General features: G+C 54.7%; 16 protein-coding genes. 5 read left to right on the top strand and 11 right to left on the bottom strand.

Annotated features, from left to right (window positions below; genetic code table 11):
- Positions 1–381 precede the first annotated feature (381 nt).
- Positions 382–1,008: a Fe-S biogenesis protein NfuA gene (gene nfuA / locus FHR99_RS02835; RefSeq protein WP_183409034.1), complete on the bottom strand. Its 627-nt coding sequence runs from the start codon at positions 1,006–1,008 to the stop codon at positions 382–384.
- A gap of 182 nt (positions 1,009–1,190) precedes the next feature.
- Here nfuA and metH point away from each other — a divergent pair, with 182 nt between their 5' ends.
- The 3 genes from metH (at position 1,191) to FHR99_RS02820 (ending at position 7,504) form a co-directional block, all read left to right on the top strand.
- Positions 1,191–4,886, top strand: coding sequence for a methionine synthase (gene metH, locus FHR99_RS02830; RefSeq protein ID WP_183409033.1), 3,696 nt, complete (start codon positions 1,191–1,193; stop codon positions 4,884–4,886).
- A 484-nt stretch (positions 4,887–5,370) separates the two neighbouring features.
- Positions 5,371–7,026 carry a nitrite/sulfite reductase gene (locus FHR99_RS02825; protein ID WP_183409032.1) on the top strand — a complete coding sequence of 552 codons (1,656 nt, stop codon included), beginning with the start codon at positions 5,371–5,373 and terminating at the stop codon, positions 7,024–7,026.
- Complete coding sequence (locus FHR99_RS02820; RefSeq protein ID WP_183409031.1) at positions 7,019–7,504, top strand: DUF934 domain-containing protein; 486 nt, start codon at positions 7,019–7,021, stop codon at positions 7,502–7,504. The genes FHR99_RS02825 and FHR99_RS02820 overlap by 8 nt, the downstream gene beginning before the upstream one ends.
- Before the next feature lie 51 nt (positions 7,505–7,555).
- Here FHR99_RS02820 and FHR99_RS02815 read toward each other — a convergent pair whose 3' ends face one another.
- The 7 genes from FHR99_RS02815 to FHR99_RS02785 all read right to left on the bottom strand — a co-directional run bounded on the left by FHR99_RS02815 (position 7,556) and on the right by FHR99_RS02785 (position 14,487).
- Entirely contained in the window at positions 7,556–7,999 is a 444-nt protein-coding gene (locus FHR99_RS02815) for a nuclear transport factor 2 family protein (protein WP_183409030.1), read from the bottom strand.
- 114 nt (positions 8,000–8,113) lie between these two features.
- Positions 8,114–8,986 (bottom strand): amidohydrolase family protein, encoded by an 873-nt coding sequence (locus tag FHR99_RS02810; protein ID WP_183410102.1) that lies wholly within the window; start codon positions 8,984–8,986, stop codon positions 8,114–8,116.
- Between the two features lie 181 nt (positions 8,987–9,167).
- Positions 9,168–10,130: a diguanylate cyclase gene (locus FHR99_RS02805; RefSeq protein ID WP_183409029.1), complete on the bottom strand. Its 963-nt coding sequence runs from the start codon at positions 10,128–10,130 to the stop codon at positions 9,168–9,170.
- Between the two features lie 51 nt (positions 10,131–10,181).
- Entirely contained in the window at positions 10,182–10,646 is a 465-nt protein-coding gene (locus FHR99_RS02800) for a pyridoxamine 5'-phosphate oxidase family protein (RefSeq protein WP_183409028.1), read from the bottom strand.
- 45 nt (positions 10,647–10,691) lie between these two features.
- A complete protein-coding gene (locus tag FHR99_RS02795; RefSeq protein ID WP_183409027.1) occupies positions 10,692–11,780 on the bottom strand; it encodes an MBL fold metallo-hydrolase in 1,089 nt (362 codons plus the stop codon).
- A gap of 20 nt (positions 11,781–11,800) precedes the next feature.
- A complete protein-coding gene (locus FHR99_RS02790) occupies positions 11,801–13,966 on the bottom strand; it encodes a xanthine dehydrogenase family protein molybdopterin-binding subunit (RefSeq protein ID WP_183409026.1) in 2,166 nt (721 codons plus the stop codon).
- Complete coding sequence (locus FHR99_RS02785) at positions 13,963–14,487, bottom strand: (2Fe-2S)-binding protein (protein WP_183409025.1); 525 nt, start codon at positions 14,485–14,487, stop codon at positions 13,963–13,965. The genes FHR99_RS02790 and FHR99_RS02785 overlap by 4 nt, the downstream gene beginning before the upstream one ends.
- Before the next feature lie 273 nt (positions 14,488–14,760).
- On the opposite strand from FHR99_RS02785, the gene FHR99_RS02780 reads away from it, so the two are divergent.
- A complete protein-coding gene (locus tag FHR99_RS02780; protein ID WP_183409024.1) occupies positions 14,761–15,645 on the top strand; it encodes a mechanosensitive ion channel family protein in 885 nt (294 codons plus the stop codon).
- Positions 15,646–15,655: 10 nt separating this feature from the next.
- Here the strand turns inward: FHR99_RS02780 and FHR99_RS02775 are convergent, their stop codons facing one another.
- The 3 genes from FHR99_RS02775 to FHR99_RS02765 all read right to left on the bottom strand — a co-directional run bounded on the left by FHR99_RS02775 (position 15,656) and on the right by FHR99_RS02765 (position 19,532).
- Entirely contained in the window at positions 15,656–17,002 is a 1,347-nt protein-coding gene (locus FHR99_RS02775; protein WP_183409023.1) for an alkaline phosphatase PhoX, read from the bottom strand.
- On the bottom strand, positions 17,002–19,113 hold the full coding sequence (locus FHR99_RS02770; protein WP_183409022.1) for a CFI-box-CTERM domain-containing protein: 2,112 nt from the start codon (positions 19,111–19,113) through the stop codon (positions 17,002–17,004). The genes FHR99_RS02775 and FHR99_RS02770 overlap by 1 nt, the downstream gene beginning before the upstream one ends.
- Before the next feature lie 197 nt (positions 19,114–19,310).
- Positions 19,311–19,532, bottom strand: coding sequence for a hypothetical protein (locus FHR99_RS02765; protein ID WP_183409021.1), 222 nt, complete (start codon positions 19,530–19,532; stop codon positions 19,311–19,313).
- A gap of 468 nt (positions 19,533–20,000) precedes the next feature.
- Here FHR99_RS02765 and FHR99_RS02760 point away from each other — a divergent pair, with 468 nt between their 5' ends.
- Positions 20,001–21,305 (top strand): S8 family peptidase, encoded by a 1,305-nt coding sequence (locus FHR99_RS02760; protein ID WP_183409020.1) that lies wholly within the window; start codon positions 20,001–20,003, stop codon positions 21,303–21,305.
- Positions 21,306–21,315: the final 10 nt, after the last annotated feature.

Raw genomic sequence — 21,315 nt, 5'->3', positions numbered from 1 at the left:
GGTAGCGCTTTTCGAATCGGGCATCACCCAGCCAAAAACGCCAGCGCTACGGAACTCGCGCTGTGCGCTCAGACAGTCCTCGCCTGTTCTTTCGAAAATATTGGCTCTGACGTTTTTGGCTGGGTGACTGCATGCCCTGACTGATTCGAAAAGCACTCCCCCTTCCGCCCTCACATTGGCGATAGACCATTACCGTCATTGCGAGCGAAGCGAAGCAATCTCAATCAGAGTGGCATCTGACCCTAGAGATTGTCGCGTCGCTGCGCTCCTCGCAATGACGCTAGAAGAGCCGCCGAGCCGGATTTAGCACTCCGCCCCCCAACACAAACAAAAAAGGCGCCAAAGTTACCCAAGGCGCCTTTCTCGAAACCAACAAAGCACTTACTTAAAGTAGGCGTTCTCCGTGTTGGTGTGATCCGTCATATCCCGAACACCCGCCAGCTCAGGAATTTGCTCAATCAAGGATTTCTCAACGCCCTCTTTCAGGGTCACATCCACCATGCCACAGCCCTGACAGCCACCACCAAACTTCAAAATAGCGAACTTCTCTTCAGTGATTTCAACCAGCGATACTTCACCACCGTGGGCCGCCAGCGAAGGATTCACCTCGTTGTAGAGAATATAGTTCACCCGATCTTCCAGCGGGCTGTTCTCGTTAACACGTGGCAAACGTGAGTTCGGGGCTTTGATGGTCAGCTGACCACCCATGCGATCCTTGGCGTAATCCACCGTCGCATCTTCCAGAAACGGCACACTGCGCGTTTCAACGTAGATGGTCAGTTTCGGGTAAGGAATCTGAATATCATCTTCTTTAGCATCGCCATCACGGCAGTAGGCAATGCAAGTTTCCGCTTTGGGGGTACCCGGCTGGGTAATGAAAACACGCACGCCAAGCACGTCATCACCCTGCTTGGCCAACAATTCTGCCAGGTATTCCTGAGCAGATTCGGTGATGGTCATTTTGACTTCAGTGCCGTCAGTTGCGGCAACCGTTTGACCTTCCGACATATATACCTCTTTGCTTTGCTGCCTGCGGTGCACAAATCGGGAATTCGCAGGCGTAGTCTGATAGAATCCGCCAGTTTAGCACGAAGGCCAATTTTCACATAAGCGGATAACCGTTTGTGGGGCCTTTTATTCGCCTTTTCAAGGGTTTAATCCCATAGAGTTTGTAAGGATTTAGCAGCACAATGGCCAATCGAGCACAACGTATTCAGGCACTTAAAGACGCTCTCAAAGATCGCATCCTGGTGATCGACGGCGCTATGGGCAGCCTGATCCAGTCTTACAAGCTCGAAGAAGCCGATTACCGTGGCGAGCGTTTTGCGGACTACCACCTTGATATCAAGGGTAACAACGACCTTCTGTCGATTACCCGCCCCGACGTAATCAAGGAAATACATCAGGCCTATCTGGATTCCGGCGCGGATATTATCGGTACCAATACCTTTAACTCGACTCAAGTGGCCCAGGGCGACTACGAAATGGGTTTTGTGGCCGAGGAGCTGAACCGGGCTGGCGCCAAGGTAGCCCGCGAGGTAGCCGACGCCCAGACCGCCCTTAACCCTGACAAGCCGCGCTTTGTTGCAGGCATTCTCGGCCCGACACCGAAAACAGCCTCGATTTCACCGGATGTAAACGACCCCGGTGCGCGCAATATCACCTTTGACCAGCTAGTCGACGACTATTACATGGCGACCAAAGCGCTGGTTGAAAGCGATGTCGACCTGCTGCTGATCGAGACCATTTTCGACAGCCTCAACGCCAAAGCCGCGGTTTACGCCATTCTTCAGTATTTTGAGGAAAGCGGCGAAGAAATTCCGATCATGGTATCCGTCACCTTCCCGGATGTGAGCGGCCGCACCCTGTCGGGTCAGACGCCGACTGCCTTTTGGAACTCCATTGCCCACGCCAAGCCGCTGATCGTCGGCACCAACTGTGGTCGCCGTATCTCGGAAATCCGCCCCTTCTTTGAAGAGCTCGCGGATGCAGCCGAATGCTACGTCAGCGGCCATTTCAATGCCGGCCTGCCGAACGAATTCGGTGAGTACGATGAAACCCCCGACGATATGGGTCGCGAACTGCGTGAACTGGGTGAGCGCGGCTATCTGAACCTGGTCGGTGGCTGCTGTGGCACCACGCCTGCGCATATTGAGAAAATCGGCGCATCCATTGCCGATGTAAAACCGCGCGAAATTCCTAAAAAGGAAGTCGCCTGTCGCCTGAGTGGCCTTGAGCCCTTCACTATCACACCGGACTCACTCTTTGTGAACGTAGGTGAGCGCTGTAACGTCACTGGTTCAGCTAAATTCAAGCGCCTGATTCTGGAGGGCGATTACGACACCGCCTTGGCCATTGCCCGTGAGCAGGTTGAAAACGGTGCCCAGATTATCGACGTGAATATGGACGAAGGCATGCTGGATGCCCATGCCGCCATCGTCAAATTCCTCAACCTGATCGCCTCGGAGCCAGAGATCTCCAAGGTGCCGATCATGGTCGACTCCTCCAAGTGGGATGTTATCGAAGCCGGCCTGAAATGCATTCAGGGCAAAGCGGTGGTGAACTCCATCTCCCTGAAGGAAGGCGAAGCAGAGTTTATCGAAAAGGCCCGCATCTGCCGCCGCTTTGGCGCGGCTGTGGTGGTCATGGCCTTTGACGAAGATGGTCAGGCCGACAATATCGAACGTCGCAAAGAAATCTGCTCCAAGTCCTACGACATTCTGGTGAACAAGGTCGGCTTCCCGCCCCAGGACATTATCTTCGACCCGAATATCTTCGCCGTGGCCACGGGTATCGACGAGCACAACAATTACGCGGTGGATTTCATCGAGTCGGTGAAATTCATCAAGAGCGAGCTGCCCCACGCACTCGTTTCCGGCGGTGTTTCCAACGTGTCGTTCTCGTTCCGCGGCAACAACCCGGTGCGTGAAGCGATTCACTCGGTCTTCCTCTATCACGCCATCAAGGCCGGTATGGATATGGGCATCGTCAACGCCGGTCAGCTGGCGGTTTACGACGATCTGCCGGAAGAACTGCGCGAACACGTTGAAGACGTGATTCTCAACCGTCGCGACGACGGCACCGAGCGCCTGCTGGAAATCGCCGAAAAATACCGCGGTGACGGCAGCACTGCGTCCAAGCAAGAGGACTTGAGCTGGCGCGAGCTGTCGGTTTCCAAGCGCATTGAGCATGCTCTGGTTAAAGGCATTACCACCTACATTGAAGAAGATGCCGAAGCCGCCCGTCAGGAAGCCAACAAGCCCATTGAGGTTATCGAAGGCCCGCTGATGGACGGTATGAATGTGGTTGGCGATCTGTTCGGCGCGGGCAAAATGTTCCTGCCGCAGGTTGTTAAATCCGCTCGCGTCATGAAGCAGGCCGTCGCCTACCTCCAGCCTTACATCGAGGCCGAAAAAGAGGAAGGCGCCAAACCCAACGGTAAGATTCTGATGGCTACCGTTAAAGGCGATGTACACGATATCGGCAAGAATATTGTTGGCGTGGTGCTGCAGTGTAATAACTTCGAGGTGATTGACCTCGGCGTTATGGTGCCCTGCGACAAAATTCTTGAAACCGCCAAAAAAGAAAACGTCGATATTATCGGCCTCAGCGGCCTGATCACGCCATCACTGGATGAAATGGTGCATGTTGCCGCCGAGATGCAGCGCCTGGATTACAACTTACCCTTGATGATCGGCGGTGCGACCACATCCAAGGCGCACACGGCCGTCAAAATCGAGCCCAAGTACAAAAACGATGCGGTGATTTATGTAGCGGATGCGTCGCGTAGCGTCGGTGTGGCCACGCAGCTAATCAGCGAAACCCAGAAAGAAAAGTTCGTTGCCGAACGCCGTGATGAATACGAGCGTATTCGCGAGCGCCGTGCGGGCAGCGAAAATCGCGGCCGTCGCCTGCCCTACACCGATGTGCTGGAAAAAGGCTTTAAAACCGACTGGGCGACTTACACTCCGCCCGCGCCTAGCTTTATCGGCACCAAGACCTTCGACGATTATCCGCTGGAAAAGCTGCGAGAAACCATCGACTGGACGCCCTTCTTCATCACCTGGAGTCTGGCCGGCAAATACCCCAAGATTCTCGAGGACGAGAAAGTCGGTGAAGCAGCGCGCAACCTGTTCAAGGATGCACAGGCAATGCTGGATCGCATTATTGATGAAAAGCTGCTGAAAGCCTCCGGAGTGATCGGCTTCTGGCCGGCAGCCAGCGAAGGTGACGATGTGGCGCTTTACAACGAGGACGGCAGCGAGCTCGCTACCCTCCACCACCTGCGCCAACAAACCGAGAAGCCGGACGACAGCAAGCCCTACATGAGTCTGGCCGACTACGTGGCCCCGAAAAGTAGCGGCGTGAAAGATTACGTGGGTGGCTTTGTGGTCACCGCCGGCATTGGCGCGGAAGCGTTGGCGGCTGAGTATGAAGCCAAAAATGACGACTACAGCGCCATCATGGTGAAGGCACTGGCAGACCGATTAGCCGAATCTTTCGCCGAGCATATGCACCAGCTGGTGCGCACCGAGTACTGGGGCTATGTCGATGCAGAAAGCTTCAGCAATGAGGAGCTGATCAAAGAGAAGTATCAGGGTATCCGTCCGGCGCCCGGTTACCCGGCCTGCCCGGATCACACGGAAAAACCGACCCTGTTCAACATCCTCAACGCCGCAGCCGAAACCGGCGTGGAGCTGACCGAGCACTTTGCGATGACCCCAGCGGCCTCGGTCAGCGGGTTTTACTACTCGCACCCGCAGTCACGCTACTTCGCGGTGGGCAAGATCGCCAAGGATCAAGTTCAGAGCATCGCGGAGCGCAAGGGCAAATCGCTTAAGGAAATGGAGCGCTGGCTGTCACCGGTACTGGACTATGATCCTTAAAATAGCTCGCTGAGGGTGAAAAACACCCGCCCATAAAAAAAGCCTCAATCGAGGCTTTTTTTATGCTTTCTTGCGGGCTTGGCAGCCAAACTTACTTGGGCATGCTCGCCAGCCAGAAAGTAACGGTGCCAACCACCAGCGCGATGATCGCAATGCTGGCAAAGGCATCGGCCAGGGCGTCTTGACGGGCTTCATCAGACATCAGAAATTCCTCAGCGTGGTTTGATTCGGGCCGCATTGTAGCGGATTCCCTGCAGACGACCAAGCGCCAGAGACCAACAATGACGCTTTGTCCTAAGCATATGAAAAACCAATCTTTCCCCTACTCCGCCGTAATCCGTAACATAGCGCCCGATCTAGGCTAAAGCGGCGTAAGCTCGCGCTAGCACAGGGTTTTAGTGTAAAATTACGCGCCTTCAAAGTAGGCCCCGGAGCACTTTTCGCCGCTTTCCGAGGCTAAAATCGAACTACGATTGGGACTACGATGTACATTTACGATCAATTCGACCGTCAGATCATCAACGAGCGTGTCGCCCAGTTTCGGGATCAGACCGAGCGTTATCTGGCCGGTGAAATCACTGACGAGCAGTTTCTTCCCCTGCGCCTTCAGAACGGCCTCTATATTCAGCGCCTGGCGCCGATGCTCCGCATCTGTATCCCCTACGGTACGCTGAACGCAACCCAGCTGCGCAAACTCGCGGAAATCAGCCGCAAGTACGACAAGGGTTATGCTCACTTCAGCACTCGCCAGAATATCCAGCTGAACTGGCCGAAGCTGGAAGAAGTGCCCGATATTCTGGCTGATCTGGCAACAGTGGAAATGCACGCCAACCAGACCAGTGGTAATTGTATTCGTAACTTCACCGCGGATCAGTTCTCTGGCGTTGCTCAGGACGAGGTTGAAGATGCCCGCCCTTGGTGTGAAATCCTGCGCCAGTGGTCAACCTTCCACCCGGAATTTGCCTTCCTGCCTCGCAAATTCAAGATTGCTATCTGTGGCTCTAAGCGCGACCGCGCTGCGGTGGCCTTCCATGACATTGGCCTGGAAATCATTAAAGACGCCCAGGGTGAGACTGCTTTTAAGGTGTTTGTGGGCGGCGGTCTGGGCCGCACCCCGGTAATCGGCTCACTGATTCACGACAGCCTGCCGAAAGAGCATGTGATCTCCTACCTCGACGCCATCCTGCGGGTTTATAACCAGCTGGGCCGTCGCGACAACAAGTACAAGGCGCGCATCAAGATTCTGGTGAAGGCCATGGGCGCCGAAGCCTTCAAACAAAAAGTTGAAGAAGAGTGGCAAGCCATCAAGGATGGCCCGATGACCCTGACACAGGATGCCATCGACCACGCCTTCAGCTTCTTCCAACCGCCTGCTTATGAGCAAGTTGATGCCGCCGGCGCTCAGTCTGCACTGGATGACAAGCGCCTGGCAGAGCCCCGCTTTGCGGCCTGGCTTAGCCATAACGTGGTTGCCCACAAGCAGCCCGGCTATGCTGCGGTGAATGTCTCGTTGAAAGAAACGGGCGTGGCTCCTGGCGATATTACCGCCGAGCAAATGGAAGCGGTTGCCGATCTCGCAGAGGAATTTGGTTTCGGTGAACTGCGCAGTACCCACGAGCAGAATCTGGTACTGCCGGATGTCCGCAAGAGCGATCTGTTTGCTTTGTGGCAAAAACTGGATGCCCTGCGCCTGGCTTCACCGGTTATCGGCACCCTGAACGATATGATCTGCTGCCCCGGCGGTGATTACTGTGCCCTGGCAAACGCCAAATCCATTCCGGTGGCCGAGGCCATTCAGCGTCGCTTCGACGATCTGGATTATCTCTACGATCTCGGTGAAATTGAGCTGAACATCTCCGGCTGTATGAACGCTTGTGGTCACCACCACATTGGCCACATCGGAATTCTGGGTGTCGACAAGAAAGGCCAGGAGTTCTATCAGGTGTCACTGGGCGGCAGCCAGAGCAATGACGCTGCCATCGGCAAAATTCTGGGCCCCTCTTTCGCTCAGGATGAAGTTCCCGAGGTGATCAGCAAACTGCTGGAAACTTACGTCGCCAACCGTACCGAGGAAGAACGCTTCCTGGATACCTACCGCCGTATCGGTATTGAGCCATTCAAGGAGCGTGTTTATGCCTGATCGTATTATTAAAGACGGCGCCGTTGTCGACGACAGCTGGCAAGTGATTCGCGAGCTTGAAGGCGATCTGCCCGCCGGCAAGATTATTGTGCCCGCGCAGCACTGGCTTGAGAACAAAGACGCCCTGCAAGCGCGCGGTGATGTGGCCGTATGGCTGGCCAGCGATCAATCGCCGAAACTGCTCGGCGATGACATTAAAAGCTTTGAGCTGATTGCGGTGGACTTCCCGGCTTTTGCAGACGGTCGTGGTTTCAGCTACGGCCGCGAACTGCGTGAGCGAGGCTTCAGTGGTGAGTTACGCGCCATTGGCGGCTTTATGCGCGATCAATTGGCCTACCTGACACGCTGTGGTTTTAACAGTTTTGCGCTTGAGAATGCGGATCTGGATAAGGCTGTCGCCAGTCTGAAGGATTTTTCCGTGCACTATCAGGTATCAATTGATAACCCCCAGCCCATCTTCCGGGCTCGTCAGGGTTAATTATCTGGCCGCCCTATTCAGGGCGGCAATTCTTACAGCCCGATGTAAACCTTAGAAGGTCATAAAATCGGGCGTATTGAACTTCCAGCTCTTCACCTCTGCCCGCTCCTTGATTCGCCAGCCCTGCTCAGTGCGAACGTATTTGTCCACATACCAAAGGCCAAGCATGAAAACGTGGGTCTTGCCCTCGCCCATATCCATTTCCATGGGGTTAAAACACATCACTCGACCTTCGCCGGTGTCACCGTTCACCTTAATCTGAATATTGGCATTCAGATGCTGGGAGTTCGGGAAGGCGGGCAGTGCCTGCTTCAAAAAATCGATCGTGGTGTCCAAGTCCCCCACCGATCCATCAAAGGCACTGTAATCAATATGCGCGTCGGCGGTAAATACATCGCGCAATTCATCCGCCGCCTTGCGGTCGATGATATCGGCATAGTGATAGAGCAGATCCTGTATTTCAAAGCGATCCGAGATTTCCTGTTGCGAAAGCATGGCGTGACTCCATTGTTATCATTAGTCACAGAATAAAAGCACGCCCGATAATAAACCTCACCCTAATGGGCTAACGAGCAGCCATAAAAAAAGGCCGCTTTCGCGGCCTTCAGATCAGTCTTCCAGTTTAAAGACTCGGCGAGCATTGTCACCGAGGAATTTTGGCCAGACTTCGTCTTTAAAGGGCACGTTAGGCATATCCTTGAATATCCGATCCAAAGACAGGCCCATAGGGAAGTAACCCGCGTACATGATCTTGTCAGCACCGCGCTTGTTGGCGAAGTTGATGATCTCTTCCGGATAGTGTTTTGGTGCAAAGGCGCTGGTCATGTAGTACAGGTTCGGGTACTTCAGCATCAGCTTCCAGGCCAGCTTTTCCCAAGGCTCTGCACCGTGGCGCATAACCACTTTCAGCTCAGGGAAGAACCAGCAGATTTCATCCAGCAGCTCGACTTTTTGCGGCGCCATCGGCAGACGTGGTCCGGGGACACCAATACAGGGGCAGAACGGGATATCGAGCTCAACCAGCTTGGCGTAAATCGGGTACCACTTGTTTTCGTTGTAAGGCACCTGCGGGCACAGGCCGGAGGCAAAGGCCGTTACCGCCTTGATGCCATATTCCTTGTGAAGGCGCTCAATCTTGCGCACTTCTTCCATACCATTGTTGGGGTTTGCCTCGTAGGCGCAGAAAAAGCGCTCCGGGAATCGCTCCAGTGCTTCCTTGGCGACGACGTTATGGTCGTCGATACCGAGCATGGCGCGCTGAATACCATGCTTGTCCATCTGCTCAACGGTATAGGCGATATAGTCGTCCTTGCCGCCAACTTGAGGCACGTCCTTGAACATATACTGGGCCGGAAATTTAAACATCTCGCGGCTTTCCTGATCCATGAGCAAGGGCTTCATGAATTCATACCACTGGCTATTGTCTTCGCCGGGTACGTTGAGCATCAGGTCGATGATCGGGAAATCGGTTGGCATGGGCATGGTAACGTCCTCGTTATCGTTGTCGGCTTGCATAAAGCGCCAAGAATGACCGTATTCTCCGCAAGGGGTCATTCTCTCTCAATAACAAACTACGTCAGATATACACGCAAATCCGGTCAGTTATGCTAGTCGCAACCGGAAATAGATAGAAAAACAGCATTGATAAGGCAGTATGCGGCGCTTAGCTGGTTACACCGGTCTCGACAATGGTTCGATTACGGCCCTGATTTTTGGCGCGATAAAGTGCCATATCTGCCAGGATCATCAGACCATCAAGCTCCTTTTGATCGGTCATACCGACAATACCGGAACTCACGGTTACAGGCCGGATGGTACCGTCCTCATTGCTAAGGAGGTGCTCTTTTATAAGCCGGGTTCGCAAACGCTCGAATATATTGTAAGCGTCCATAGGCTTGGAATTGGGCAGCAATACAGCAAATTCCTCACCACCGATCCGCCCCACAACATCATGTAATCGAAGGCTGCTTTTCAACAGTTTGCCGAATGCCCGAAGTACGTCATCGCCCTTGGGGTGGCCGTATGTATCGTTGATCTGTTTGAAATGATCGATATCCAGAATAGCGACAGACAATGGCTCCCTCGCGGATTTGGCGATTTCAAACTCGGCGTTGGCACGTTCAAAAAACGCGCGCCGGTTGAGTAGCCCCGTCATTTCGTCGCGATACGCCAGATCGCGCAATTTCTCGGCTTCGCGGGTCAGCTTGATGGCATCTTTCTGGGTGCGCAGTACATTATTCACCCTTGCGACCAGCGCGGTGAAGCTAAACGGCTTGGTCACATAATCATTGGCGCCGGATTCGAGGCAACGAGCGAGATTGCTGTCTTCGGTATTGGCGGTAAGAATAATCACGGGCAAATCGCCGTACTCGTCGCTCAAGCGGATCTGCTGCAGCACCTGATGCCCATCCATTTCGGGCATGCCAATATCAAGCAGCACCAGATCTGGTCGCTCCTGATCGATTAACATCAATCCCTCGCGGCCACTTTGTGCCGTCACCATATCGAATCCTTCGTCCTCAAGACCGTTCTTGAGAATATCCAGGTTGTAGGGCGTATCGTCGATGGCGAGAATTTTCGTCATGCTGGCGGGCAAGCTTTCCTGCGATATGGTTTCAGTCGACACGTATTAGCCTAACAGTTTTTATGTTGCGATTGTGCAAATAAGCTTCTGTTTTCAGTAAGCTACATCAAGCTTACTGTGATCCCAACTTACTGTTCGCTCAGCAATTATACGTATCGCGGTTTTCTTCGCGACCATGCTGCGTGTGGCTTCTACGAGCATCTCTTCCGGGTAGTCCCGGGTATTGTTACGTAGTAATACGGCCATGTGTAAGCGATGAACCTCTTCCGGGTCACGGATTAGTTCAGCTCGGCCATAGACCACAACCGCTTTCAGTTCTTCATATTCGGTGCCACTTTCGAACAGCACAGAAATGCGGTTATCCCGCTCGAGGTTTTTAATCTTCTGGGATTTGGTAAAGGTCTCCAGCACGATATCACCCTCATCCAACGCAAACCAGAGCGTTGTCATGTGGGGCCAGCCGTCTTTGCCATTCGTGGCGACCTGCGCGTTCTTCTGGGTAGCGATGAAATGCCAGACTTCCTCGTCTGTCATCTGAATCAGATCGCGCCTTTTCATATCTTCGTCCCGTTAGTGGTCCTAGACCTTAAGTGGATACAGGCCTTAGACTTCAATTGGCGCCATATCTTTATGGTGACTTTTACCGGCACGCGTTGCCACGGTTTTATCGGTAGTCTGGTAGCAGTTCACACCGCGCTCGTCCTGTTCACGCACCATACGCCCTGTCGCCACCAGGTAATTCAGGTGGGCAATGGCCTCGCCAAGTGCCAAGTTCATCTGGGTAACTTCAATCTTGCGATCAAACAACACGGGCAGCATGTCGATAGCATGTTGCGGTTCCAGACAGGCCTCTTCAATCGCCTCCAGATGATCCTGATGGTGTTCCTTTAAATAGTTTAGTCGAGATTGAACACCATAGAAGGGCGTGTTGTGGGCGGGAAACACCAATGCGTCATCCGGCAGGTCACGACTGAAACGCTCCAGCGAATCCAGCCAGCGCTGCAGAGGATTCGCCTCAGGTTCTGACGGCATCACGCTGATATTGCTGGTTATTCTCGGGATAATTTGATCCCCGGAGAACAGCAGCTTGTCGCGCTCATTGAAGAGACAAACATGCTCAGGTGAATGGCCGCTGCCGATCATTACCCGCCAATCTCGCCCACCGATGCTCAGTACATCGCCTTCGCTGAGACGATTAAAGGCCATAGGCAGAGGCTCGACAATGGAACCAAAACCGCGAAACTTGGCGCGCACCTGCTCCAGATAATCATCCGCAACACCTGCGGCGCTATAGAATGCCCGCGTTGTCCAGGAGATGTTGTCGAAGTCCATGGTGGAGAAAGTGCGGGCGTTGTAATACTCGCCAAAACTCATATACAAGGGCACCCGCCACTTCTCGCAGAGCCAGCCGGCTTGCCCTACGTGGTCAGGGTGCATGTGGGTCACAATAACGCCAAGTACCGGTTTGCCCTGCATGGGCCCTTCAAATAGCTGATTCCACGCCGCTTGGGTCTGCTTCAGACCCATACCGGTATCTATGATCCACCAGCCAGACTCATCTTCCAGCACGTAGAGATTGATATGATCGAGCGCCATGGGCAAAGCCATACGCAGCCAATACACCCCATCTGCGACTTCAGTCCACTCGCCAGTATCTGGTGTATTTTCAAAGGGGTATGAAATATCTCTCATGCAATTCCTTATCTAAGCCCTTAGGCCAGTTTCAGCGGCAAGTCGCGCAGGCGCTGGCCTGTGGCGGCAAATACGGCGTTCGCCAGAGCGGGAGCGACGGGTGGCAACCCGGGTTCGCCCACGCCGGTCGGCGCTTCCTGGGACGGCATGATATGAATCTCGATTTCCGGCGTTTCCGCCAGGGTGAGCATCGGGTAATCGTGGAAGTTGCTCTGCATAACCCGGCCATCTTCCAGAGTAATGCCGCTCTTTAAGGCTGCCGTCAAGCCAAAAACAATACCGCTTTCCATCTGGGATTTGACCACATCGGGATTGACTGCCAATCCGCAATCAACCACGCAGACGACCTTGTGAACGCGAATAGCGCCGTTTTCCACGGAAGCGGTCACGACCTGTGCGACCGAAGTGTGAAAACTCTCATGCGCCGCGACGCCTTGATACTGGCCCGGCTCGGTTTGCCCCCAGGACGCCTTCTCCGCAGCCATTTTCAACACGCCATAGCGCTTGGAGTCGGTAGGCATATGCTGCATACGGAACGCTACCGGGTCTTCACCAACCCGATGAGCTAGTTCGTCGATAAAACTCTCGGTAAAAAATGCGTTCTGGGAGTGCCCGACCGAGCGCCAAAAACCGACAGGAATGGGCGTGTCATCGTGTACTGCATCCACTTTCATATAGGGGAAACGGTAATCGGTGTGACTGATACCTTCCGCCATGGTGGAATCCACATGTTTTAGCAATCCGCCCAAACTGCGCGGGATCGCTGGTGGCAACCATTCCGGCATGGAGGCGGCTGCAAACATGGGCATCAGCTGGGACATGATACTCGGCACCACCGTTTTCGCCGTGATACTGGTGACCTTGCCTTTATCAAGAGTTGCCGCCATAACTGTTGTCGCGGCTGGTCGATAATAGTCGTGCTGGATGTCGTCTTCCCGACTCCAGACCATTTTGATCGGTGTTCCGGTTTTTTCGGATATACGTGCCGCTTCCACGATGTAATCCGGCACCAGGCGGCGACCAAAGCCGCCCCCGAGCATCTGGTTGTGCACAACAATCTGCTCGCGAGGCCGTTCTAGGGCTGCCGCCACCACGCCAATGACGGTATCCGGCACCTGGGTGCCAGTCCATATCTCAACGCGGTCAGCAACTACATTGACCAGTGCATTGGGTGGCTCCATAGGGCTATGGGATAGCATCGGGGCCTGATAGGTCACCTCGAAGCGCTCGCCCGTTGCTAGCGCCGCGTCACCCTCTTCACTAATATTTCGCCCTTCTTCTTTGAGTAGCGCGGTGTGATGGGCACGCAAACCCTTTTCATCAAGACCAGCCAGTGGACCTTTGTCCCAGATGATATCAAGCGCGTCAGCGGCTTTGCGCGCCGCCCAGTAACCGTCGGCGACCACGGCAACACCGCCATTGGTCTCAAAAATTGCCGAAACCCCTTTAATCGCTTTTGCGCCACTGTCATCGAAGGATTTCACTCGACCGCCCAAGTGCGGGCAGCGACGCATAACCGCCGTCTTCGAACCGGGCAAATTACAGTCGATACCGAAAGTTGCCGTGCCGGTAACCTTCGCCAGCGCATCGAGTCGCACACCATCGCGACCAATCTGGGTGAAATCCTCTGCAGATTTCAGTGGTGCGGCTTCCGGTGGTGTCAGATTGCGCGCGGTTTCAACCAATTCCGCAAAACTGAAACTGTCACCGTTTGCGTTGTAAACCATGCCGTTTTCAACGCTCAGCATGTCAGTACCGCCACCCCATTGTTTGGCAGCCGCCTGTCGCATCAGCTCGCGAAGATTCGCGCCAGCCTGCCTTATGGCCGTGAAGTTATTGCGCAGAGACACGCTGCCGCCGGTCATCATCATCTGAAATTCAGGGTCTCTGAAATCCGGATGGTAATAAGCGTGCTCCACTACAATATCGGTGGCAGGCAAATTCAGCTCTTCCGCCGCCAGGGTCGTCAGACCGGTATAAACCCCCTGCCCCATTTCCGCGCGTGGCAACTGGAACACGACCACGCCGTCCGGGCGTACCTGAAGAAAGGCGTTGGGGCGCAGCTCATCGGCTGTGGTACCCGGATACGGCGGCTCTCCGCCGCAACCGGTGAGGTGAATACCGATGGCAACACCACCGCCAAGGGCTGCACTACGTTTGAAAAAATCTCGACGACTGAGGCTCATGCGGACACCTCCTGCGCTTTGGTAACCACTGGATCAACAATCGACACCGCGCCGTCCTGACGCACCAGACTAGCCGCTTGCTTCACAGCAGTGCGAATGCGGGGATAGGTGCCACAGCGACAGATATTGCTCATGGCTGAGTTGATTTCTTCATCCGAGGGGTTGTTGTTTCGCTCCAGCAGCGCAACCGCCGCCATGATCTGGCCCGACTGGCAGTAGCCGCATTGGGGGACGCTGTTTTCCAGCCAGACCTGCTGTACCGGGTGTAACTGGGTGATATCGGGCGAAATGCCTTCAATGGTTCGAATGTCGCGACCGGCAGCGGCTGAGACGGGGAAACTACAGCTGCGTATGGCGTAGCCATCCATATGCACGGTGCAGGCGCCGCACAGGCCCTTGCCACAACCGAACTTGGTGCCGGTCAGCTCGAACTGTTCCCGAACAACCCACAGTAACGGGGTGTCCGGTTCTACATCAACGCGCTGCTCGCGACCATTAAGCGTAAAAGCAATTTCAGCCATAGATCCCTTCCATTCCTTCCTTCAAGCGCCGTGCCTGCTAAGGCCATACGGCACAACTATCTGTTCTGTTACCGCTTTTAAACGCGGTTTGGACCCAATGATACGCGAATACTCATCCATTCGACGAAAATTAACGGAAATTCACTCGCGGGAGTGCGGTATTTTGAATCCGAACTTGATTAGCCATCTATACTGAAGAAGTCTCCCCAAAACGGGGCTTTGGCAGTAGCATGTGAACCCGAATCGAGTTGCACTCACAGACAACGAGTCACCATGTTAGATATTTCTTTCTCCAGCATTATGGCGGTACTGCGCTACCCCCTCGTCGACCTGGGTAAAGGCCCGGTAACCCTCGCCTCGATCATGCTGGGGTTAGGCGTGATTTTTGCCTCCCTGTATCTGGCGAAACTACTCAAACAGAACGTTAAAAACCTCAATCGCGGCCGCTATGCGCTAACGCCCAGCTCCATTTATACCCTGGAACGGATCTCCCATTACCTTGTGATGATTGTCGGTGTACTGGTGGGTATATCGGTAATGGGTGTGGATTTCGGCAAACTGGCCTTGATTGTGTCGGCGCTGTCGGTCGGCATTGGTTTTGGCCTGCAGGCCATTGTCAGTAACTTTGTGTCTGGGCTGATTATTCTGCTGGAGCGCTCACTGAAGGTGGGAGACTTTGTTCAGCTGGACAGCGGCGTCACTGGCGTGGTTTCAGAAATCCGGGTACGAGCCACGGTCATCACCACGGCGGAAAATTCCGAGGTCATTGTGCCGAACGCGGAATTTGTTAACGGTAAGGTTACCAACTTTACCCATACCGATAATTTTTGCCGCCATCGTATTCCCTTTGGCGTTGCCTACGGTACCGACAAGGCCCTGATGACCCAATGCGTACTGGATGCCGCGCTGGCGCAGGAAATGACCCTGTCAGACACCAAGGAACATCAGCCTCAGGTCGTGATGAAGTCGTTTGGCGACTCCAGTCTGGATTTTGAACTGTTGGTCTGGACCAAGCCTGAGTATTCCGCTCGACCGTCGCTGGTTCGAGGTGTTTACCTCAGCGCCATCGACGATGCCTTCCGCGATGCCAATATTTCGGTGCCCTTCCCACAGCGCGATTTGCACTTTATAACCGACCGACGCGCGCCGGGTTCATAGCGGTACCAACTCACGCGGCAGTGGGAAGCAGTTCCTTCGGAAGTATTACTTCGTACGTCGCACCGCCTTTGCGATAGCGCTGGGAACTGAAATAAAGGCGGCTACCGTCAGGTGAGAACGCCGGGCCGCATATCTCTGAACCGGGGTGATGGATCTCGAGCAAGGTCTTGGCACCCTGATTGGGGTTCAGGATGATGAGACGGGCAACGTCTTTTGACGGGTCTTCAGCCACTAGAATATCGCCCCAGGGGCTGACTGTCAGGTTGTCGACGCTCATGATGGCTTCATCAATCTGTGAATTATCAAAGATCAGTTCAACGGCTTGATTAGCCACATCCAGACACCAGACCCGGTTGTCATATTTGGTCGTCCAGAAGATCAGAGAATCCGGAGCCTTGCCGCCCTTGGGCTGCAGTGTTCGCGCCACGGACGCCGGTAATGTGTACTGCCAAAGCCCTTCACCGCCCGCAAAGGTTGTGCCCGGAACCGCTTTCCCTTTTCGGCGCAAACGACCGCGATGTTTATCCTGACGCAGTTCCGGCGATGATAAGTCTACCCAGGATACGGGCAGCTGCCCCCTTACCAGCGCGTCACTCTCGGGATAGCAGTCATCCGCATAGCCCGCAATATTCATAACCTGAAGCCGACCTTTTTCGAGCCGTAATCGACCGTTGTCGAGCCTGTCTTCCGGGTCCGCGACCCAGCGATAAAATCGGCCGTCGCGGGTATCTTCGGTCAGGTAAGCAGTCGCCCTGCGTTCGTCGAGGGCAAAGGCTTCATGCGCGAAAATACCCAGCGCGGGTTTGGCCTGCCCCTGACCGGGCGCGAAGGGATCGCATTCAAAGCACTGGCCATCGCGTGATTCTTCACAGGAAATCCAGGTCTGCCAAGGCGTGGTACCACCAGCACAATTCTGCGTTGTACCACTGAGAATAGAATAGGCGCTATCGACCACGCCTTCTTTATTAAAGCTGATCGCGCCGCAGCCGCCTAAGGGCACCATCGGAACTTCAGAATTGGAGGTATAGACCCAGCCCCCTTCGGTACGGGCAAACACCGCCCCGCCATCCGGATAGGTATGCCAGGAATAATCACTCCGGTCGCTCACGCCACCGGGCGTTACCACCCGATCGCCCGCGACCGCCAGCAATCGCGCCTCGCAGCCTTTTGCCAACGATAGCCCCAAACCGTTTACTGGCTGCAGAGAACCGATATTCCAGAGGGGGCCCGTCGGCAAAGCCATCTGCTGATGGCTACTGACCTCCAGACAGGCGCTCAAGCTGCGCGCCGCGGGTGTGGTAGCGGCGGCTGCAAGAAAAGTTTGTTTCAGTAAGGTGCGTCGGCGCAAGCTAGTCATCAGTGTCTCTGTTGTATCAGGGAAAGCATCGCCTGAGTATGCCGATGAGCAACCAGCCTAAGCAACCACAAGCCGAGTAGCAGAGGCAAAATGCCGAGCAGCAATGGAAAGCGAATCATGAAAACAACAGGCTCCAGCACCATTCTCACGAGCCACTTGAGCCCCTCGTGTTGTTCAATGACCTCGGCAATTGCCGGTGAGAAATCATAGTAACGCTCAATAAACCAGCGCCCAACAGCCGTCGTCTGCAATACCTGATCGCGAAATTCGCGAAGCACTTGCACTTGACGGTGCCAAAGGCTGCCATAGGCGGCTGTGGCGATAAAACAGGGGCCGCCGGAACCGTCACCGAACCCACCCAAGGGTGGTCCTATAACAGGGTTGCGGTTGTTACGCAGATACGTCAGCGCGGCACCTGCATCAACCAAACCCGCGCCTGAAACGTCATCGTCTCCCGGCGCCGCCCGGTTCCCATTAACATCGATAGCTGTCGCTTGCAGGCTTTCGGTAAGCAAGACAGGCGTCGCGCTGCTTTCCACCTCGCGAAGCAAAGCAATTACGGCGGCCACATTCGGGGCCGCAGCCGACGTGCCAAAGAAGTTCGGAAAGCCATCAGGCTCACCAAAATCGCTCAGGGCATTTGACTGAAAATCCTGACCAAAGAACGTATTGTTATTGCCATCGACCCCGGACACGGTGGGCGCGATGCGCTGCTGTGGCGCGTAGTCACCGGCGGTATTAAACGGAATCTCTAAAACCCCGCCGCGTGAGGTATAGGGCTGGGGGTCGATATTGACTGAACCAAATTGCGAGGGCGCGTAGGCAGGCGATTCCCACCACCCCACAGCCGCCGTGCTGATTACACCGGCTGCAGCGACGTGTCCCCAAGCTGTGGGGCCGTTATAAGGATACTCTGCAGAATCAACAGAACCCACAAGCAGCAAGCGAAACTCCAGCGGTACGCCAGGAGCCTGCGGGATGTCATCCTGACTGCCTGCGTAGTGCTCCACCGCCAGATAAAACAGGGTGTCATTGGCTTGATCAGCCTGTAATTGCAGCAGCTCCCCGGCATCGCCCTCTGGATTTCCGGTCACACCTTGTTGAGCAATACTGCGCGCGACAAAGTCAGGGTGCGAGGGGTTCAAGGCCGCTACATTGTCGGACCGCGTCGCGTAGAGATCGAGGTCTATCTGCGCCCCCCTATCAGAGCGAACCGAGGCATTGGGCTGATTCCACTGCAACATAACAAAGACCCGCTCTCCTGCCGGCACGTTCACAGCAAGAAATCCGTCTCCTGTACCCCAGTCGTGCAGATCATCTCCGCTTGGCACGAAGCTCGAGGGCTGATCGTCTGTCGATGGATTAATGTCTCTGTAAATTTTACGAAAGCCCTGATCGCCATCATTCCCGACAGAGCTAACATAGGGTATGCCTGCTGCCACGCAACGCGCAGCTGCCTGAGCAACGATATCGTCCTGATAGAACGCCTCGTTGAGAAAACCGATATCATCCACAACAACCGTGGCGCGATTTTCAGAACACAAGGTATCAATCGCAGTGGCAAAAGCCGCTAATGATCTGCCAGCTGCATGGAACGCAATACCTGCCTCCGGCGCGATATCAAAGGCCAGTTCGGCCATTGCCGCACCTTCATCGGTACTTCCTACTGCACCCTCCAACAGCAAATTGACGACCGATGGAAGGTCCCCAGAATCCTGGGGTCGACTGCCTTGAAGACTGCCAGCTTCGCCACTAGGCGGCGTGGTATCACCATCGCGCACATCGTTGGTTCGGGCAAAGCTGTCTGAAATGATCCCGATGATCTGGCCACTACCTCCGCCCAGCTCACTCGCCTCGCTGCGCAAGGCAACAGGCGCGCGGCTCAACGCGCTCCCGGCACGTCGCACAAAGGGCGGTGGCGGCTCGATCTGCTCAACCTCTCTCAGGTTAAGCAAGGCATCGAGTTGATTTTCATCACTCACACTGACCGTTGCACTGCCATAGCGGCTGGAAGCAAAGTCCACGCTAACACCGAGAGCTTTAAGGTTGGCAATCAACTGCGATGTAATGCGTCCCCGCACTTCGAGCGTCAGCGGGAAGTCACTGGCCAAAAAGCGCTCATCAATACTTGAGCTCTGCGCCGCAAAACGGGCTACAAGCTGCGAACGCTTAGCGGCCAAAGAATTTTGGGTGAGTTTTGGACTGATGTGCGGCGACGTGGATTGAACGTTGCCTGAATAGTTCTCCGGAACGGCGAGCGCGAGCGAAGTGATCAGCGCGCCACAGGTGCCAATAAGACATCTCAAAGTCATCGGGTAATCGCCGTTGGAAGTGCCTGAACGCGAAATACACTGCCGAGGCCCGTGATCGCATCGAGCTCGGCGTAACTACTAATCACAACATCAAGGCGCTGATAGCGTGGGTAACGATGCAAAACCGTTAGACCTAAAGCGTTAAGCGATGCTTCAAGAGGGTTAACGTCTCCCTCATAGGCCACCTGCACCAGCAAGCCCTCCTCTGTCGTCGTCAAACCCGCAGCTTTTGCTTCTTCGACTAATAACGCCTGGCGCGGCATTGAAGCCAGCAAAGGCCCTAGTTTGCGATGAGGTTTTGCGAGCGGAACGGCATCGCTTTTCGCGGGTCGTGATGCCGCTTGCGATGACTGTGAAGTAGCGGCAGCATCTGAAGTGACCTGACAGGCCATCAACAGGCCGCTAACGGCAACAATCCCTAGGACTGCTAGACGGACTGCACCTGTCTTAGACCTGATCTGCCTGAACCTGATCTGTCTGAGATTTGAACCGAATACCATCTCGACTGCCTTAAATCATAGGTCATCATTGTCACCCATCATCGCGCAGCGATGAAACGGCGTTTAGGTAATAATTCACAAGGTGTCGCACGGGGGCATGGAGATCGATAACGTTACCGGTATTTTCTGATCCGAAACCCGAACATAATAAATCACACGCACTATTCTGATCACACAGAGGCAAGAATGAATACGATCAAAACGCGAAAATCGGCCACACTGGGGCTAGCCCTATTCTGTATAAGCTTGGCCGGAGGGGCTACCGCCGGCTTGTTTGACACCGTTGAAAAAGCGGCAAAGCCAGCTACCCAAGCCCTGGAAAAAGTCACCCCCTCAGGGGGCAAGATACTTCAGGTCTCGGATGCCCTGCCGCACCGTTACATCATTGTGCTGAAAGACGGCGTCAATGTTGAGCCGGCAATGAAAACGCTGATGAGCACCTTCGGTGGACAAGCAGACCTGAGCTTTACCAGTGTGCTTAACGGCTTTGCTGCCTACCTCACCTCGACTCAGGCAAAGGCTCTCAGCCTGGACAAAACTGTACGCTATGTAGAGCAAGATGCCATTGCCCGAATTTCCAAAAAAACGGTGCAACAAGGTGCCACCTGGGGCCTTGATCGTCTTGATCAGCGCGACCTGCCACTGGACAAGCAATTCTCTTACACGCTCACAGGTAGTAACACACATACTTATATTGTCGACACGGGTATTCGTAGCGATCACAAAGACTTTGCCGGTCGATTGGGCAAAGGCGTAAATACTAGCGATGATCCAAAGCAGCCGCCGGCCGGTTTGCTCGATCCGATCTTCGCCGCGCTGTTCGGTGAGAAGGAAAAACCCGATGACCCCACGAATGACTGTAATGGTCATGGCACACACGTTGCTGGTACCGCGGGTGGCACCGAATGGGGGGTTGCCAAAAACACCACCTTGTATGCTGTGCGCGTGTTGAATTGCGAAGGCGCGGGCTCCAACTCAACCGTAATTGCTGGACTGGATTGGATCGCAAAGAACGCCAAGCGACCTGCGGTCGTTAACATGAGTCTTGGTGGTGGCGCGTCATCCGCCATGGACGACGCGGTCAACGATCTCGTCAGCAAAGGCATTACTGTGATTGTCGCGGCAGGCAATGACGACAAAGACGCATGTCAGGCCTCCCCTGCCCGGGCGAAAAAGGCCATTACCGTTGCAGCCAGTGATAACCGCGACCGTCGCGCCGGCTTTTCCAACCACGGTCGATGCGCCGACCTGTTCGCACCCGGGAAAGACATCACCTCAGCATGGATTGATAGCAATCGTTCTACGAAAACGATCAGCGGCACTTCGATGGCTAGCCCACACGTCGCCGGCGTAGCAGCCCTGATGTTGGAGGCCGAGCCAGATCGCTCTCCCGCTGAGCTGGAAAAGGCATTGCTCAAGGCTAGCGTCAGCGGCAAAATCGGCGACCGTAAAGGCAGCCCGGACAAGCTGCTGCAAGTCATTCACAATTAAACGGAGAACG

Origin of the sequence: Litorivivens lipolytica, from assembly GCF_014191715.1 — a bacterium.
In the GTDB taxonomy this organism is placed as follows: domain Bacteria; phylum Pseudomonadota; class Gammaproteobacteria; order Pseudomonadales; family Spongiibacteraceae; genus Litorivivens; species Litorivivens lipolytica.
The sequence above is the reverse complement of the archived record's forward strand: the minus strand, read 5'-3'. Positions and strand labels throughout refer to the sequence as shown.

What these genes read in the sequence shown, in the direction of transcription:
- nfuA (WP_183409034.1), bottom strand. Translation starts at nt 1,008, where the DNA reads ATGTCGGAAGGTCAAACGGTTGCCGCAACTGACGGCACTGAAGTCAAA.
- metH (WP_183409033.1), top strand. Translation starts at nt 1,191, where the DNA reads ATGGCCAATCGAGCACAACGTATTCAGGCACTTAAAGACGCTCTCAAA.
- FHR99_RS02810 (WP_183410102.1), bottom strand. Translation starts at nt 8,986, where the DNA reads ATGCCCATGCCAACCGATTTCCCGATCATCGACCTGATGCTCAACGTA.
- FHR99_RS02790 (WP_183409026.1), bottom strand. Translation starts at nt 13,966, where the DNA reads ATGAGCCTCAGTCGTCGAGATTTTTTCAAACGTAGTGCAGCCCTTGGC.
- FHR99_RS02775 (WP_183409023.1), bottom strand. Translation starts at nt 17,002, where the DNA reads ATGACTAGCTTGCGCCGACGCACCTTACTGAAACAAACTTTTCTTGCA.
- FHR99_RS02785 (WP_183409025.1), bottom strand. Translation starts at nt 14,487, where the DNA reads ATGGCTGAAATTGCTTTTACGCTTAATGGTCGCGAGCAGCGCGTTGAT.
- FHR99_RS02760 (WP_183409020.1), top strand. Translation starts at nt 20,001, where the DNA reads ATGAATACGATCAAAACGCGAAAATCGGCCACACTGGGGCTAGCCCTA.
- FHR99_RS02800 (WP_183409028.1), bottom strand. Translation starts at nt 10,646, where the DNA reads ATGAAAAGGCGCGATCTGATTCAGATGACAGACGAGGAAGTCTGGCAT.
- FHR99_RS02825 (WP_183409032.1), top strand. Translation starts at nt 5,371, where the DNA reads ATGTACATTTACGATCAATTCGACCGTCAGATCATCAACGAGCGTGTC.
- FHR99_RS02795 (WP_183409027.1), bottom strand. Translation starts at nt 11,780, where the DNA reads ATGAGAGATATTTCATACCCCTTTGAAAATACACCAGATACTGGCGAG.
- FHR99_RS02815 (WP_183409030.1), bottom strand. Translation starts at nt 7,999, where the DNA reads ATGCTTTCGCAACAGGAAATCTCGGATCGCTTTGAAATACAGGATCTG.
- FHR99_RS02780 (WP_183409024.1), top strand. Translation starts at nt 14,761, where the DNA reads ATGTTAGATATTTCTTTCTCCAGCATTATGGCGGTACTGCGCTACCCC.
- FHR99_RS02820 (WP_183409031.1), top strand. Translation starts at nt 7,019, where the DNA reads ATGCCTGATCGTATTATTAAAGACGGCGCCGTTGTCGACGACAGCTGG.